The sequence below is a fragment of the Microbacterium sp. MDV22-iso44 genome, assembly GCF_058629135.1.
Window position 1 is genome coordinate 910361 of sequence record NZ_JBZVWS010000001.1, and the last position, 15327, is coordinate 925687.

At 70.0% G+C, this 15327-nt stretch carries 15 protein-coding genes; 5 read left to right on the forward strand and 10 right to left on the reverse strand.

Features of this window, described 5'->3' with window-relative positions:
• Positions 1 to 65 precede the first annotated feature (65 nt).
• Positions 66 to 1400, forward strand: coding sequence for a hypothetical protein (locus tag AC4NN1_RS04465; RefSeq protein WP_491954643.1), 1335 nt, complete (start codon positions 66 to 68; stop codon positions 1398 to 1400).
• 398 nt (positions 1401 to 1798) lie between these two features.
• On the opposite strand, the gene AC4NN1_RS04470 is transcribed toward AC4NN1_RS04465, so the two are convergent.
• The 4 genes from AC4NN1_RS04470 to AC4NN1_RS04485 are packed head-to-tail and all read right to left on the reverse strand — an operon-like array spanning position 1799 to position 4740.
• Complete coding sequence (locus tag AC4NN1_RS04470; protein ID WP_491954644.1) at positions 1799 to 2350, reverse strand: DUF4352 domain-containing protein; 552 nt, start codon at positions 2348 to 2350, stop codon at positions 1799 to 1801.
• Positions 2347 to 3033: a hypothetical protein gene (locus tag AC4NN1_RS04475; RefSeq protein WP_491954645.1), complete on the reverse strand. Its 687-nt coding sequence runs from the start codon at positions 3031 to 3033 to the stop codon at positions 2347 to 2349. The genes AC4NN1_RS04470 and AC4NN1_RS04475 overlap by 4 nt, the downstream gene beginning before the upstream one ends.
• Before the next feature lie 27 nt (positions 3034 to 3060).
• Entirely contained in the window at positions 3061 to 3858 is a 798-nt protein-coding gene (locus AC4NN1_RS04480) for a sensor histidine kinase (protein ID WP_491954646.1), read from the reverse strand.
• A gap of 48 nt (positions 3859 to 3906) precedes the next feature.
• The gene (locus AC4NN1_RS04485; RefSeq protein WP_491954647.1) at positions 3907 to 4740 is read right to left on the reverse strand and encodes a hypothetical protein; all 834 of its coding nucleotides are present in this window, start codon (positions 4738 to 4740) and stop codon (positions 3907 to 3909) included.
• Between the two features lie 95 nt (positions 4741 to 4835).
• Between AC4NN1_RS04485 and AC4NN1_RS04490 the strand changes: the two genes are divergently transcribed.
• The 4 genes from AC4NN1_RS04490 to AC4NN1_RS04505 all read left to right on the forward strand — a co-directional run bounded on the left by AC4NN1_RS04490 (position 4836) and on the right by AC4NN1_RS04505 (position 10183).
• The gene (locus AC4NN1_RS04490) at positions 4836 to 5210 is read left to right on the forward strand and encodes a response regulator (protein WP_336124138.1); all 375 of its coding nucleotides are present in this window, start codon (positions 4836 to 4838) and stop codon (positions 5208 to 5210) included.
• A gap of 71 nt (positions 5211 to 5281) precedes the next feature.
• Positions 5282 to 7009, forward strand: a complete 1728-nt coding sequence (locus AC4NN1_RS04495) for an ABC transporter ATP-binding protein (protein WP_018188501.1) — start codon at positions 5282 to 5284, stop codon at positions 7007 to 7009.
• Positions 7006 to 9045 (forward strand): ABC transporter ATP-binding protein, encoded by a 2040-nt coding sequence (locus AC4NN1_RS04500; RefSeq protein WP_116228783.1) that lies wholly within the window; start codon positions 7006 to 7008, stop codon positions 9043 to 9045. The genes AC4NN1_RS04495 and AC4NN1_RS04500 overlap by 4 nt, the downstream gene beginning before the upstream one ends.
• A 28-nt stretch (positions 9046 to 9073) precedes the next feature.
• Positions 9074 to 10183, forward strand: coding sequence for an alkene reductase (locus AC4NN1_RS04505; RefSeq protein WP_336124141.1), 1110 nt, complete (start codon positions 9074 to 9076; stop codon positions 10181 to 10183).
• An 18-nt stretch (positions 10184 to 10201) separates the two neighbouring features.
• Here the strand turns inward: AC4NN1_RS04505 and AC4NN1_RS04510 are convergent, their stop codons facing one another.
• The 6 genes from AC4NN1_RS04510 to AC4NN1_RS04535 are packed head-to-tail and all read right to left on the reverse strand — an operon-like array spanning position 10202 to position 15281.
• Positions 10202 to 10501, reverse strand: a complete 300-nt coding sequence (locus AC4NN1_RS04510; protein ID WP_018188504.1) for a Dabb family protein — start codon at positions 10499 to 10501, stop codon at positions 10202 to 10204.
• Positions 10502 to 10537: 36 nt separating this feature from the next.
• A complete protein-coding gene (locus AC4NN1_RS04515) occupies positions 10538 to 11551 on the reverse strand; it encodes a Gfo/Idh/MocA family protein (RefSeq protein ID WP_491954648.1) in 1014 nt (337 codons plus the stop codon).
• A gap of 22 nt (positions 11552 to 11573) precedes the next feature.
• Complete coding sequence (locus AC4NN1_RS04520; protein WP_491954649.1) at positions 11574 to 13883, reverse strand: acyltransferase family protein; 2310 nt, start codon at positions 13881 to 13883, stop codon at positions 11574 to 11576.
• 42 nt (positions 13884 to 13925) lie between these two features.
• The gene (locus AC4NN1_RS04525; protein ID WP_491954650.1) at positions 13926 to 14720 is read right to left on the reverse strand and encodes an MOSC domain-containing protein; all 795 of its coding nucleotides are present in this window, start codon (positions 14718 to 14720) and stop codon (positions 13926 to 13928) included.
• 36 nt (positions 14721 to 14756) lie between these two features.
• Positions 14757 to 14921, reverse strand: a complete 165-nt coding sequence (locus tag AC4NN1_RS04530) for a hypothetical protein (RefSeq protein WP_018188508.1) — start codon at positions 14919 to 14921, stop codon at positions 14757 to 14759.
• 39 nt (positions 14922 to 14960) lie between these two features.
• Positions 14961 to 15281, reverse strand: a complete 321-nt coding sequence (locus AC4NN1_RS04535; RefSeq protein ID WP_231370869.1) for a hypothetical protein — start codon at positions 15279 to 15281, stop codon at positions 14961 to 14963.
• Positions 15282 to 15327 lie beyond the last annotated feature (46 nt).

A 15327-nucleotide genomic window follows, 5' to 3' on the forward strand; every position in this document is an offset into this window, starting at 1 on the left:
CTCACGCTAACCCCACGCGGCATCCGACCTGCCGCTACCGTAAGACCGTGCGGACGATGCTCGGGATGACGTGGCGCCTCCTCGTGCGCCACTGGCCCGCGCTCGTCGCGTGGTATCTCGCGGGAGTCCTCGGCCGATACATCGGGCTGGAGGCGGCCGGATACGTCGGCGGTTACACGGCGCTCGGCGGCATGCTGATCATCCCCCTCGCGATCCTCGCGAAGCTCGTGAGCCTCGTCGGGATGTTCCTCGTCTTGCGGGACGGGATGACGCGCCTCGGCGCGATCGCGCCGCCTCCGACCGATGGACCCGGCAGACGAGTCGCTTTCCGTGACGCGATGCTGTCGTCCGTCCTCCCCTTCCTGGCGGTGTATGCCGCCCTCGGCTTCCTCAACGAGGACGTCGCGACCTATCTCGACGCCGCGCTTCAGGTCAAGATCGGGAGAATCGCGGAAGGGGCCGTCACCGGCGTGGACGCCGACGTCTCCGGCGCCGTCGACAAGCTCCCGTGGGATCCGATGACGATCACGGTGGTCGTGCTCGCCTTCGTCGGACGGTGGGCGTGGAGCCGTTGGCGTGGGCGACTGCCCCGCTGGAGCTCCCTCGTCGCCACCTACCTCGACGGTCTGTGGATCTTCCTCGCCGCCTACTTCGTCGGCAACGCGACAGGACAGCTGACCGCGTGGGTGCAGTCCCGCCGCGCGATCGCGTGGGTGGGTCAGCTGCGCGAGTCGATCGGCGACTGGTTCGCCCCGTTGGGATGGGTGTGGGATGCCGTGGCGACGGTCACGGCAGAGGCTGTGGGGCTCGTCGCCGTCCCCCTCGCCTGGCTCACCGTCGCCGGCGTCGTCTACGGCCAGGCTGTGGCGCCACGGGGGGTCCAGTGGCGCGGCCGGATCGCCGAGCGGGCCCGGCAGCGGTACGGCAGCATCCCGCAGCGGCTGCGTCGCCGACTCGCCGACATCGGCGCGAGCCTCGGCTCGCGCTTCCAGCCGATCTGGCGCGCGGTCGTCCTGATGTGGCGCGGTGGCCCGGTGCTGATCGGCTGCTACGTCCTCGCCTACGTCCTCGTCCTGCTGGCGCAGGATCTCATCGATTTCGGGGTCACCCGCCTGGTCGGACCGCAGAGCCCCGACGATTTCTGGCGCGCCGGCGGGGCACTGTTCCTCCTCATCGCCCCGGTCATCATCGAACCGATCCGAACTGTGGTGATCGCCGGTGCCTACGACGCGACGGTGGGCGCGCTCATCGGGGCGCCCGTCGTCGCGTCAGGGCACGACGACGAGTCGGACGTAGCCCGGCAGCTCGTCCGGGATCACGAGCTCGACACCGAGCGGGCCCTCGACGTCGTCGGGGACGATGAACGGCACGTCGATCTGGAACGCCCCGCGCGGGAATAGGTCGCTCCGCCGGTCGTTCGGGCACGCCGTGTACCGGCGGTAGTCCCAGTCGACCGTCTTGGACTCGTCCCTCCAGAAGCGGCCCTGTCCGCCCAACTCACGCAACCCCGTGAGCGTGCAGCCGGTCGCCGCGCCGTGACGATCGACGGGAACGCGCACCCAGAGGAACTTCGTCCCCTCGGGAGCCGTCACGCCCAGCAGTGAGACCTCCGTCGCGGTGGCCGGGCCGAAGGTGATGTCGGCGAAGTCCGCGGCGCGGCCCTGCTCGGCCACCGTCGGGAAGGTGGGCTCGTACCGCGCGACCTTCCACCATTCCCACCCGAGGAAGACCCCCGCGGTGAGGGGAACGATGACGACGAGCGCGAGCAGGGCCCGCCGATTGCTGCGCCACCAGGCACTCACACGCCACCCCCCGCGAGCGGGGCGAGCTCGCGTTCGTCGTCCCAGCGTAGGCTGCCGAGATCGACGGTGAACTCGACGACGGAATCGAGACGCCAGTCGCGATCGCTCACGGTGAAGCGGATGACGGCGGTGCCGTCCCGCATCCCCGCCGGGAGCTCGAACGCGACACTCCCCGTCTTCGGCACCCCCACCTGCAGCGCCTTGCCGAGCAGCGACACGGGTCGTTCGCTGGCGCGGTAGGTGTCGCCGTCGATCAGGAGGGTGGCCAGGCCGAGGACGGCGCCCTCCTCGGTGTTCACGGCCTCGACGCTGAGGTCCACGACGACCCACGCCCCGTCGGCGGCCCAGCCGACCTCATCCGAGATCCGCTCGGCTGCGGCGACGTCCGTGACGGTGACGGCCATCTGCCGTCCGACGGCGCGGTCTCCGACGTCGACGGACTGGACGAAGGACGACTCTGTCAACGCTTGGCCTGCGGGGATTTGCGTGACTCCCCACGCCGCGACCAGCAGGACGATGCCCCCGGCCCACACCGTGACGCCTCTCACCGGGATGCCCCCTGACTTGGCTGATTCGCGCCCGCGCCGACATCGGTGAGCGGGACGTCCATCTCGGCGACGACGACCGGGGTGTCCCACCATTCCCCGGTCGCGACCAGCTTTCCCGTGACGAGCGAGAAATCGCGGATCTCGAGCGACAACTCATCGGCATCCGTCAGGTCGTCCTTCTCGATGATCCACCCGACGACCAGCTCGACGGGGACCCCGGGCTGCAACCACGGGCCCGTGTTCCCGTCGTCGAGGCGAGCCACCGCGTCGGGATACCGCCCACCGAGATCACTGGCGATGATCGACCCCGACAGCCCTTTCCCCTGGGCCGCCGCCGGCAGCGCGGTGTCCCAGACGTTCTCCGCCCGCACCACTGCGGCGACGACACGCTCCCCCTTTTCCGGGTCCGCGTACAGGCCGGCGTCCCTCAGCGTGTCGATCAGCACGGCACGTTCGACCGTGATCGACAGCATGTCGTTCACGTGCGTCTCCCCCGGTTCCAGGGTCGCGACCGGCGGGGCGGCGACCGCCTCGAGCCCGCCGAACGCCGCGGCCGCGCCGAGGAACACCGCGGTGAGGATGCCGGGGATCCACGTCGTCGGCACCCGATCCGTCGCCGCGCGCAGCCACCGCGCGTCCCGCGCCCGGCGAGGGCTGCGGGGCTCGTCTGCGGGGCCAGTCACGGCGACAGCATAGCGACGGGGCCGTCGTCACGCCGAGAGCGCGAACTCCTCCGCCGGCGCGACGGGCTCCCGCATGCGCGGAAGGCACAGCGTGATCGTCGTCCCCTCGCCGGGCTCGCTCTCGATGTCCACCTCGCCGGCATGGGCGGACACGATCGACTTGACGATCGACAGGCCGACACCGATGCCCTGGACGGCGTCCTTCCGCACGGCGGTGGCCCGGTAGTACCGATCGAACACACGTCGCTTGTCGTCGGCCGTCATACCCATGCCGGTGTCGCTGATCGCGATGTGGACCTGGTCGCCGTCCGCCACGTGGGTGACCCTGACGGAGACCGACCCGCCGGACGGCGTGAACTTGACGGCGTTCGTCAGGAGGTTCTCGACCGCCTGCTCGATACGACGGGAGTCGAGCTCGGCGATGACGTTCTCGTCGCACTCCAGCGACAACGAGACACCGGCCTGTCGCGCGAGCGGCTCCATCACGGCGACCGTCTCCTCGACGAGCTCCGCGACGTCGACGACCGTCGGAGCGAGGACCATCTTCTTGTTGCCGGCGGTGAGCAGCTGCGACACCCGTTCGAGCAGCACTTCACTGTTGCGCGAGATCGCGCCCAGCGCCGTGCCGATGCCGAGGCGTTCGGCATCCTCGCCCAGGATGTCGATCACCTGCTCGGTGTACCCCACGACGGAGGTCAGGGGTGTCCGCAGCTCGTGCGAGACGGTCGTCAGGAACTCCTCGCGCGCCTCGATGGCGTCGGCGAGGTCGGTGACGTCGTAGGCCGCAACCACCGTGCCGAGCAGCTCGCCGTTCGAGCGGTGCACGCGACCCGAGGACGAGAGGATCGCGACCTGGTCGCCGGGCTGGCCGAATCATTCCAGGTGGTTGCGGATGGCGTCGCCGCGGAGGGCACGCGGGATGATCTGCTCGGCGCACGGAACCGGGGTCTTCCGATCGGCTTTGAACACGTGCGGCCCCGCGTACGGCGCCTCGTCGAAGCGGAAGCCGACGACGCCGGTCAGCTTGTGTGCGGCGCGGTTGGCCAGCACAGGACGACCCTCCGCGTTGTAGAACGCGACGGCCCCGTTCACCGTGTCGAGGACGGTTCGCAGGACCATCTCATCGTCGCGCGACTGTTCGAGGTTCGCCTGCAGGCGGTGCGCGGCATCCTCCACCTCCTGTCGGCTCTTGCGGAAGCTCTTCACGGCGAGGTGGATACCGACCGAGATGCCCGTGGTCAGGAACGGCAGTGTGAGGAGGTTGAGGACCATCAGCGGCGTCGACACGGTCTCGACCTGCAGGACCAGTGGCAGCCCCGCGATGAGCAGCCCACCCAGGAAGACGAGGGCGAGCGCCTGCCAGCGGTACCGCAGCGCGATCCACGCGAAGGGCATGAGGCAGAGGACGCCGACGGTCGGGATGTACGGGAAGAGCGATGCGCGCAGCAGGGCGAGCGCGACGATGTCGACGAGCGGCACCACGATCCCCCAGGGCGTCAGCAGCCATGCGCGCCGCGGCAGGAGGAAGAAGGCGGATGCCGCATACGCGAGACCCACGCCGGCGAGGACGGGTCCGGCGGACCACAGGCTCGGGACGGCGAGACCCGCCGCGATGACGACGAACGTCACCCCGGCGACGAACGGGAGCTGGAGCCGCGAGAACAGCTCCTCGGGTCGCATCGGCTTCCACATCGGACGTTCACTCATGCTCGGGTCCCCCTCCCGCGCCGGGGACAGCCCCCGACGAACCGACGGCGGGGTCCGGATTACCCGCACCGCAGGATCGGTGTCAGAGTACGGGGGTGGCGATTTCCGTTCTTGTGGTTGACGACGACGACGACATCGCTATGCTCCTCGTCTCGAGCCTCGAGCGCGCCGGGATCTCGACCGCACGCGCGGGCAACGGTCGCGAGGGGGTCGAGCGGGTCCGCGCGGACCGGCCGCGGATCGTCCTCATGGACTGGATGATGCCCGGGACGGACGGGATCCAGGCGGCCCGCGAGATCCGGCGGAGCACCGACATCCCGCAGCCGCACATCATCATGCTGACCGCGCGCGTCCACAGCTCCGACCAGGAGGACGCGATCCGCGCCGGCGTCGACGAGGTGGTGGCCAAGCCGTTCCGACCCCGCGAGGTCGTCGGCCACGTCAAGGAGCTCCTCGAACTCGCGAGCTGACGCCTACGCCCTGAGCGGACATCCGCCCGCAGGGGGACGCGGATGTCGGCGGGTGGTGGCACTCTGAGAATATGCTCGGAACCCTTCTGGTTCGGTACCTCCGGACCTACCGCTGGCTGCTGATCGGCGTGCTGCTCTTCCAGTTCGCCTCCGCCATGGCTGCGCTGTACCTTCCCCGCCTGAACGCCGACATCATCGACAAGGGCGTCACGCAGGGCGACGTCGGCTACATCTGGTCGCACGGCGTGCTCATGCTCGTCATCGCCCTCGGCCAGATCGTGGCCTCGATCGTCGCCACCTTCTTCGCCGCGCGGGCCGCCATGGCGGTCGGGCGCGACATCCGCCGCGACATCTTCGACCGCGTCAGCGGCTTCTCGGAGCGCGAGGTCACCCAGTTCGGCGCGGGATCGCTGATCACCCGCAACACGAACGACGTGCAGCAGGTCCAGATGCTTGCGATGATGGGCGCGACCATGCTCGTCACCGCTCCGCTGCTCGCCATCGGCGGCATCGTCATGGCGCTGCAACAGGACGTCGGGCTCAGTTGGCTCATCGGGGTCTCGGTGCCGGCGCTGCTGGTCATCGGCATCCTCATCATCAGCCGGATGGTGCCGCTGTTCCGCAGCTACCAGAAGAAGCTCGACGCCGTGAACCGCATCCTCCGGGAGCAGCTCACCGGCGTCCGCGTCGTCCGCGCCTTCGTGCGCGAACCGATCGAGGAGGAGCGCTTCCGCGGCGCCAACACCGACATCCTCGTCGTCGGCCGCAAGGTCGGGTCGCTGTTCGTGCTGATGTTCCCGCTCGCGATGCTCGTGCTGAACATCACGGTCGTCGGCGTGATCTGGTTCGGCGGCATCGAGGTCAACGAGGGCAGCGTGCAGATCGGCACCCTCTTCGCCTTCATGCAGTACATCGGGCAGATCCTCATGGGCGTCCTGATGGCCACCTTCATGACGATCATGATCCCGCGCGCCGCCGTCTCGGCCGACCGCATCGGCGAGGTCCTCGCGGTCGAGGGCGGGCTGGCACGTCCCGAGAAGCCGGTGCGGGAGTTCCCGCGCCCCGGTGCGGTCGAGTTCGACGACGTCGCCTTCACCTATCCGGGCGCGGATGCGCCCGTGCTCGAGGGCCTCACCTTCGCGGCCGCGCCCGGCGAGACGGTCGCCGTCGTCGGGTCGACCGGTGCCGGCAAGACGACGCTCGTCTCGCTCATCCCCCGCCTGTTCGACGTCACCGGTGGGTCGGTCCGCGTCGCCGGTGTCGACGTCCGCGAAGCCGACCTCGACGAGCTCTGGAAGGGCATCGGCCTCGTGCCGCAGCGGCCGTTCCTGTTCACCGGGACCATCGCGTCGAACCTCCGCTTCGGGCGCGAGGACGCGACCGACGAGGAACTCTGGCACGCTCTCGAGATCGCACAGGGCCGCGACTTCGTCGAGGAGATGGACGGCGGGCTCGACGCCCGCATCTCGCAGGGCGGGACGAACGTCTCCGGCGGGCAGCGTCAACGGCTCTCGATCGCCCGCGCGATCGTGCACCGGCCCGACGTCCTCGTCTTCGACGACTCGTTCTCGGCCCTCGACCTCTCCACCGATGCCCGGCTGCGTCAGGCGCTCTGGCGCGAGCTACCGGAGGTGACGAAGATCGTCGTCGCGCAGCGTGTGTCGACGATCACCGACGCCGACCGCATCGTCGTCCTGGACGCCGGCCGCATGGTCGGTGTCGGAACGCACGAGGAGCTCCTGGCCACCAACGAGACCTACCGAGAGATCGTCGAATCGCAGCTGGGAGTGGACGCATGAGCGCGCCGGACACGCAGATGACCGACGAGGAGAAGCTCGAAGCCGAGCTCGCCGAGCAGGCGCGCCTGAACAGCGGATCGTGGGACTCGGTCGCGCCGGGCAAGGCGTCGCAGTTCGGGCCCAGCTTCATCCGCATGATCGGCCTGCTGGCGCCGTTCAAGTGGATGTTCGGCCTCGTGACGCTCGCCGGAGCGATCGGTGTCGTCCTCGCGGTGATCGCTCCGAAGGTGCTCGGCGAGGCGACGAACATCGTCTTCGAAGGGTTCCTGTCGAACATGCTCGGTGACAACCCCGCGTTCGCCGGGCTGAGCCAGGCTGAGACGGTCGCCGCGCTGCGCGGTCAGGGCCAGGACGACTTCGCCAACATCGTCGCCGCGATGCAGAACTACACGCCCGGCTCGGGCGTCGACTTCGACGCGCTCAAGGTGATCATCACGTGGGTGCTCGTCATCTACGTCGTGTCGGCGATCCTGACGTGGGCGCAGGGCTACGTCATCAACGTGATCATGGTCCGCACGATGTGGCGCCTGCGCGAAGACGTCGAAGCGAAGCTCAACCGCCTGCCGCTGTCGCACTTCGACCGTGTGCAGCGCGGCGAGCTCATCTCCCGTGTCACGAACGACATCGACAACATCACCCAGACGATGCAGCAGTCCCTGTCGGGTGCCCTGACCGCCGTGCTCACGGTGGTGGGCGTGCTCGTCATGATGTTCTCGATCTCGTGGCAGCTCGCGATCGTCGCCCTCATCGCCCTGCCGCTCATGGCGATCATCTTCGGCGTCATCGGCCCGAAGTCGCAAAAGGCGTTCGGGGTGCAGTGGCGCAAAGTCGGCCGCCTCAACGCCCGCGTCGAGGAGTCGTTCTCGGGGCACTCGCTGGTGCGCGTGTTCGGCCGCGAGGCCGACGCCCGCGCCAAGTTCCAGGAGGAGAACGAGGAGCTCTACCAGGCCGCGTTCAAGGCGCAGTTCCTCTCGGGCATGATCATGCCCTCGATGACGTTCGTCGGCAGCCTCACCTACGTCGGCATCGCCGTGCTCGGCGGGCTGCAGGTCGCCAGCGGTCAGCTGCGTCTCGGTGACGTGCAGGCATTCATCCAGTACTCGCAGCAGTTCACGCAGCCGCTGTCCGAACTCGGCGGCATGGCCGCGGTCGTCCAGTCGGGCACCGCGTCGGCCGAGCGCGTGTTCGAACTCCTCGACGCCGACGAGCAGGAACCGGATGCCGCTGACGCGCCGGCCCGCGGCGAAGGGCGTGGCGTGATCGAGTTCGAGCACGTGAAGTTCGCCTACGCACCCGAGCACCCACTGATCACGGATCTGTCGTTCCGCGTCGAGCCGGGGCAGACCGTCGCGATCGTGGGCCCGACGGGTGCGGGCAAGACGACGCTCGTCAACCTGCTGATGCGCTTCTACGAGCTCGACGGCGGACGCATCCTGCTCGACGGGCAGGACATCGCGCAGCTCTCGCGCGACGACGTCCGCTCGCGGACGGGCATGGTCCTGCAGGACCCGTGGCTGTTCGCCGGCACCATCCGCGAGAACATCCGCTACGGCCGCGCCTCGGCGACCGATGACGAGATCGTGGATGCCGCGGTCGCGACGCGCGTGGACCGGTTCGTCCGCTCGCTGCCCGACGGCTACGAGACGCTGCTCGACGAGGATGCCTCGAACGTGTCGGCCGGCGAGAAGCAGCTCATCACGATCGCGCGTGCCTTCGTGGCACAGCCGGCGGTGCTGATCCTCGACGAGGCGACGTCATCCGTGGACACGCGCACCGAGCTCCTGCTGCAGCACGCGATGGCGGCGCTGCGCGAGGGACGCACCTCGTTCGTCATCGCGCACCGTCTGTCGACGATCCGCGACGCCGACCTCATCCTCGTGATGGAGCACGGCGACATCGTCGAGAAGGGCACGCACGAGGAGCTCATCGGTCAGCAGGGCGCCTACTACCGCCTCTACCGCTCGCAGTTCGAGCAGGCGCACGACGACCTGGTCGACGCGGCACCGGCCGAGGAGGGTGCTCCCCCGGCCGAGTGAGAGTGGAGGGGAATACGACCGTGCTGACATGTCGTTGCCCCTCAACATGAGCCTGTACGAATCCGCCGTCTTCGGCGCCCTCGATCTGTCCAACCGTGTCGTCATGGCACCCCTCACCCGCACGCGGGCTGCGGAGGACGGTGTGCCGAACGATGTGATGGTCGAGTACTACCGCCAGCGCGCCGGTGTCGGCCTCATCGTCACCGAGGGCACCTGGCCCGTGGTCGCCGGCAAGTCCTACCCCGGCCAGCCGGGCATCGAGACCGATGAGCAGATCGCCGGCTGGCGTCGCGTCGCCGACGCGGTGCACGCCGAGGGCGGCACGATCGTCATGCAGCTGATGCACGGCGGGCGCGTCTCGCACCCCGAGATCTCGGGCGTCGACCTGGTCGTGGGCCCGAGCGCCATCGCCTCCCCCGGCCAGGGGCGCACGGTGACGGGCGAGAAGGTCGACCTCCCCGTCCCGCACGCCCTCACGACGGCGGAGGTCGCAGAGACCGTCGCGCAGTTCGTGCAGGCGGCGCGCAACGCGATCGCCGCGGGCATGGACGGTGTCGAGGTCCACGGCGCGAACAGCTACCTCGTCCACCAGTTCCTCTCCCCCGAGTCGAACGTCCGCGACGACGTGTACGGCGGATCTCCCGAGAACCGCGCGCGCTTCGGCATCGAGGTGACCCGCGCGGTCGCCGAGGCGGTCGGGGCGGAGCGCACCGGCATCCGTCTCTCGCCGCAGCACCAGATCCCCGGTGTCCTCGAGAGCGATGACGCCGACGCGCGTGCGACCTACACGGCCCTCGCCGAGGGCCTGGCCCCGCTGGGTCTGGCGTTCGTCGACATCCTGCACGCCGACCCGAAGAGCGACATCGTGCAGCACATCCGCCACGCGGCGGGCGCACCCACGATCCTCAACTCGGGCTTCGGGGTCGTCACGACGCGTGAAGAGGCCGAGGAGCTCGTGCTCGAGGGATGGGCGGATGCCGTCGCCGTCGGCCGCCCCGTCATCGCCAACCCGGATCTGCCGACCCGGTGGGAGCAGCGCGCCGAGCTGAACGAGCCGCGACCGGAGTACTTCTACACCGGCGGAGCAGAGGGCTACACCGACTACCCGTCGCTCGCGGACGTGCGTTCGGAGCGCTGAGCGCCCCGCCCGCCCCGATCAGTCGCCGGCGACGAAGTCGAACTCCTGGAAGTCGCGGACCTCGTGGCTCCAGCGGCTCTCGACGAAGGCGACATGGTCGGGGTGGGCGCTGTACGCGTCGTAGGCGGCCTGGTCGTCGAACAGCATCGTGAACTGCCACCGCAGGTCGCTGCGCGGGCTGATCTGACGGTTGACGCGGAACTGCTGGACGCCGGGGATGGCCGAGAGGGACCGCTGCGCGTCCGTCAGGAACGTCTTCTCTTCGGAGGAATCCTCCGCGTGGTGCAGGGCGAAGATGACGGTGTGCTGGATGGTCATGGTGATCAAGGCTAACCCCGGGCCACCAGCACGTGCTCAGCCGGCGGCGATCTGACGGCGGACCTCGTCGATCGTGGCGAGCACCGACACGACCTCATCGTGCGGGTGGAGCGGGGACTCGACGAGCCCGGCTCCCACGAACGAGGCGACCGCGGTCGCCTGATAGCCGAGCCCGTCGTGCACCTGCGGCAGGGTGTCGTCGCGCCACTCCTCGACCTGTCCATCGACGCTGAGGCGCAGCCCGGTCGGCCCGTAGAACGGGCTGAGGACGTCGAGTCGGCCGCGGGAGCCGAAGACGGATGCCTCGATCGGGGTGACCGCTCCGAAGGTCGTCGCGAGGGCGGCTTGGGCCCCGGCATCCGTCTTCAGGGCGATCGTGGCGCTGTCGTCGACACCGGTCGGCGCGAGGGTGCCGACGGCGCGGATCGTCGTGGGCGGTCCGATGATCGACGAGGCGAACGCGACGATGTAGACGCCGAGGTCGAGCATGGCGCCGCCTCCGAGCGCCGGGGCGAACATCCGACTCGCGGGGTCGAAGGGGACGAGCGAGCCGAAGTCGGCGCGGACGAGGTCGATCTCGCCGAGGGTCCCCGCCTCGAGCAGCTGGCGGATCACGTCGGCCTGCGGCAGGTAGCGGGTCCACATCGCCTCGGCGACGAGCACGCCTGCTGCGCGTCCGGCGTCGAGGATCTCGCGCGCGTCCGCCGCGGTCATCGCGATCGGCTTCTCGATGAGCACGTGCTTTCCGGCGGCGATGGCGGCGAGCGCCTGCTCGCGGTGGAGCGGATGCGGCGTGGCGACGTAGACGACGTCGACGTCGGGGTCGGCGACCAGCTCACCGACGGAGTCGTGCGTGCGCGCGATGTCGTGCCGCTCTGCGAAGGCGTGGGTCTTCGTCGTGTCGCGTGCCGTCACGGCCACCGCGCGCTGCGTCGTGTGGGTGTGGATAGCGTGCACGAACTGGTCGGCGATCCCGGTGCCGATGACACCCCACCGCAGGGCGGGGACGGCGGCGGGGTCGATGAGGCGCGGGGCGGGGAGGAGAGGCATCCCGCCATCTTGGCGCAGGTCGTCAGCGCGTGGTCAGCAGACCCGCGGTGTCGAGCGCCTGCCGCACCGCCGGCGCGATGTGCTCGGCGTATTCGACGGTCAGGTGGGTCTGGTCGTACTTCGTCGGGATCGACCCCGCGAAGGGCGGGCAGACCTCGTCGGCGCATGTGAACGGGAGCGACGACATCGCATGGTCGCCGGCGTCCCTGGCGGCGCGCTCCGAGAGGGCCTCCATCGTGCGCCACGTCCCGTCGACCGCGCTGTCGCACGCCCGGGGCGACGACGTCGGCGTGTAGCAGGCGGCGAGGCTCACGCCCTGGGGCGGCGGGGCGAGGTGCAGCATCCGCTCGCCCATCCCGTAGGTGTCGGCCTCGCGTCGCTGTGCGGCGATGAGCTTGTCCGCCGACAGGTCGGTGCCGTCGGCTGTGCGGCCGAGCGTGAAGGCGTTCGACATCACGACGAGGTCGGGCTTGTCGGCGAGGATCGCCCCGCGCGCAGCGGCCTTCCGCTCCTGACATCCCGCCATCACCTGCGGGTCGTCGTTCTCGACGAGGACGTCGGTGAAGCGGCATCCGTACATTCCCATGGCCGAGACGCGGATGCCGCCGGCACTGTCGTCCGCGATGCGGCGGAAGGCAGGCGCGTAGGCCATGGCGGTCGAGTCGCCGACGAGCCAGATGTGCACGGGCGCATCGCCGCTCCCCCACCCGCAGGCCGTCGTCGCGCCGGGCGAGAAGCAATCGTGCGCGGGGTTGGCTCCCGACGATGCCGCCATCACGCGATCGAGCGACGGGGTGAGGTCGGGCCACGCGTCCGCGGTGACGGCGGCGGCCAGTTCCGCCTGCAGATCGGCGGTGGGGTCGCCCGAGACCGTGGGCGCCGACGCCGCGGGGGCTAGTTCGGGCAGACCGAACCGGGGACCATGACCGGATGCTGTCACCGCGAGCGCGCCCGCGAGTGCGACGACCACGAGTCCGGCCGTCGCGAGGAAGACCTGCGCGGCGAAGCGCTCGCGCCATGTGGCCAGCGCACTCCCGCGCGGCTCGGTGGCCGATTCGGCGACGACCGGCTCGGCGACGGGGATGGGCGCCGCCGCGATCGCGGCGGGCTCGATGCGCGGAGCCGCCGGCCGGGATGATCCCGGGAAGTATCGCGTCCCCGGCGTCCACCCCGCGGGGCGGGTCGTCGCGACCGCAACGACAGGCACGGGGACGGGCTCCGGCTCCGGTTCGGGTTCAGGGGCCTCGGGGCGCGGCATCCCGCCGAGGAACGGCGCGTAGCGCAGGGGCTGCTCGACGATCAGGTACGACGCGAGGCCGAGGACGACGCTCGCGCCCAGCACGATCCAGACATGCCACTCGGATGCCGGGAGCAGCGCTGTCGCGAAGACCACCACCGGGAAGTGCCACAGGTACAGCGAGTACGAGGCGTCGCCGACGAAGACGGACGCCGGGTTGGCGAGCGGGAAGAGGTGTCGGTGCCGCGGGTCTCCCCCGACCCCGCCCGCGATCGCGAGCGCCGTGGCGGCCACGGGCGCCGCCGCCCACGGGGCGGGGAAGCCTCCCCCGGTCGGGTCGATGAGCAGCAGCGACGCGACGATCCCCGCGACGCCCGTCCACTGCATCACGCCTCCGAGCGCGCGCGGGATGCGGCGCAGCAGGGGGACGAGAACGGCGATGAGCGCGCCGAGGCCGAGCTCCCACGCGCGGGTCAGCGTGGAGAAGTACGCGACGGTCGCCTGCGAATCGGACTGGACGAGCGCCCAGCCGAACGACCCCGCCACGACCGCTGCCGCGAGAACACCCGCGACGATCCTGACCCGCGTGCGGCCGACGAGGGCGACGACGATCAGGAGCAGCAGCGGCCAGACGAGGTAGAACTGCTCTTCGACCGACAGCGACCAGAAGTGCTGCAGCGGCGAGACGGCTCCGGTGTCGGCGAAGTAGTCGGTGCCTTGCGCAGCGAAGTTCCAGTTCGATGCGAAGACGGCGGCCCAGGCGGCATCCCACAGCGTCTGCTCGCCGCGGGTGCGGTTGAAGAGGAACCAGCCGGCGACCCCGACGGCGATCAGCACGGTCAGCGCCGCGGGCAGCAGGCGGCGCGCTCGGCGCGCGTAGAACGAGCCGAGCGCGAGTCGGCCGGTGTCACGCGCTTCGCGCAGCAGCATCCCGGTGATGAGGAATCCCGAGATGACGAAGAAGACGTCGACGCCCATGACCCCGCCCGCCGGCCATCCGGCGGCGTGTGCGCCGATGACCGCGAGGACGGCAAGGGCGCGAAGGCCTTGGATGTCGCGGCGCGGTGGAGCGGGGGTGTGGATCGGAGAGTGCATGGGGAATGCCGACGAAGAGTCTATGGGATCGCTCCCAGGCGGTCAGTTCCGGTCGGCGACGATCTCGTCCCCCACGTGCACCGTGCCGCCGTCGCCGACGGGCAGCAGCAGGATGCCGAGGGTCGCCTCGCTCTGACCGAACTCGGTCGTGAGCACGCGCAGCAGTCGCGCATCGCGCTCGCCGGTGTCGGGATTCGCGGTGATCGCGGCGCATCGACCGATGGGGCGTTGGACCTCGAACTCGACGTCGCCGATGCGGACGCGGCCCGACCAGTCGAGCTCCTCCCAGGGCGCAGTGCCCGACACCACGATGTTGGAGCGGAAGCGGCGGTCATCGACGGATGCCGGGACCGCGGCATCCACCTGCGCGACCGTCGACTCGCCGTGGAGCGAGACGTAGCCGCGCGCGCGATCCTGGAACCGTGACGTGACACCGTCGCCGATGAGCCGGAGGGGCAGGACGCCCTCGCGCTGCAGGAGTCTCGCCTCGGAGGACCGCGCGACGAAGGCGGTGGCGGCGTCCTCGAGTTCACGGCGACCCGTGTCGTCGAGCCCCGCCTCGACCAGCAGCGTGCCGTCGTCGCTCATGCGCACGATGCCGTCGTCGACCTCGACGTGCAGGCGGGCGATGGAGGGGAAGTCCATGAGCGCGAGGCCGCGGCTCTTCGGCCAGAAGTCGAGGCCGTCGTCGTCCTCGGGAGCCGTGGCGTCGGCGAAGCGGAACGCGAGCACGCGGTCGCCGGCAATACGCCCGTCAGCCTGCACGACGAGTGCGGTGCGGGGTTCGGGCGTGAAGCCCTTGATCGGATACCGGTAGAGCGACGAGACAGCAGCCATGGCTCTAGCGTGCACCACCGGCAGGCGTAGCCCCGGTCAGACCTTCTTCTTGGCGGCGCTCCGTCGGATGAAGCCGAACACGAGGGTGCCGACGAAGAGCACGATGCCGATGAGGCCGAGCCAGAAGAGACCCTCGAACGCGAAACCGACGATCGACAGCACCACCCAGATGATCAACAAGATGATGAGAACTGTCCACATAGTGCTCACCGTACGCGGGATCAGGTGAAGAAGATACGGTCACGCCTGCCGATAGTGACGGACCCGCTCGTCGCGCTCGATGAGGAACTCGTCATCCTCCGGGTAGAACACCGCACGCTCGATGTCGTCGCCCGCGAAGGCCGCGATCACGGCGAGGTTCTCCCACCGCGACAGGGTCGTGATCTCCGTGCGGCCGTCGCCGAGGTCGCGCGTCAGCAGCCACGCGCCGAGGTTGCCGGGGGTGGCGCGATACGCATCCATGCCGGTGCGCTCCACGTACCGGATGTAGCGGTCCGCATCCTCGGCGCGCACCACACCGGTCCACATCCGAACGACGGGTTGACCACTGAAATGCGTCACGCGCCCACCCTTGCAGAGGTGGACGCGTGACGCCAGGGATGCCGGG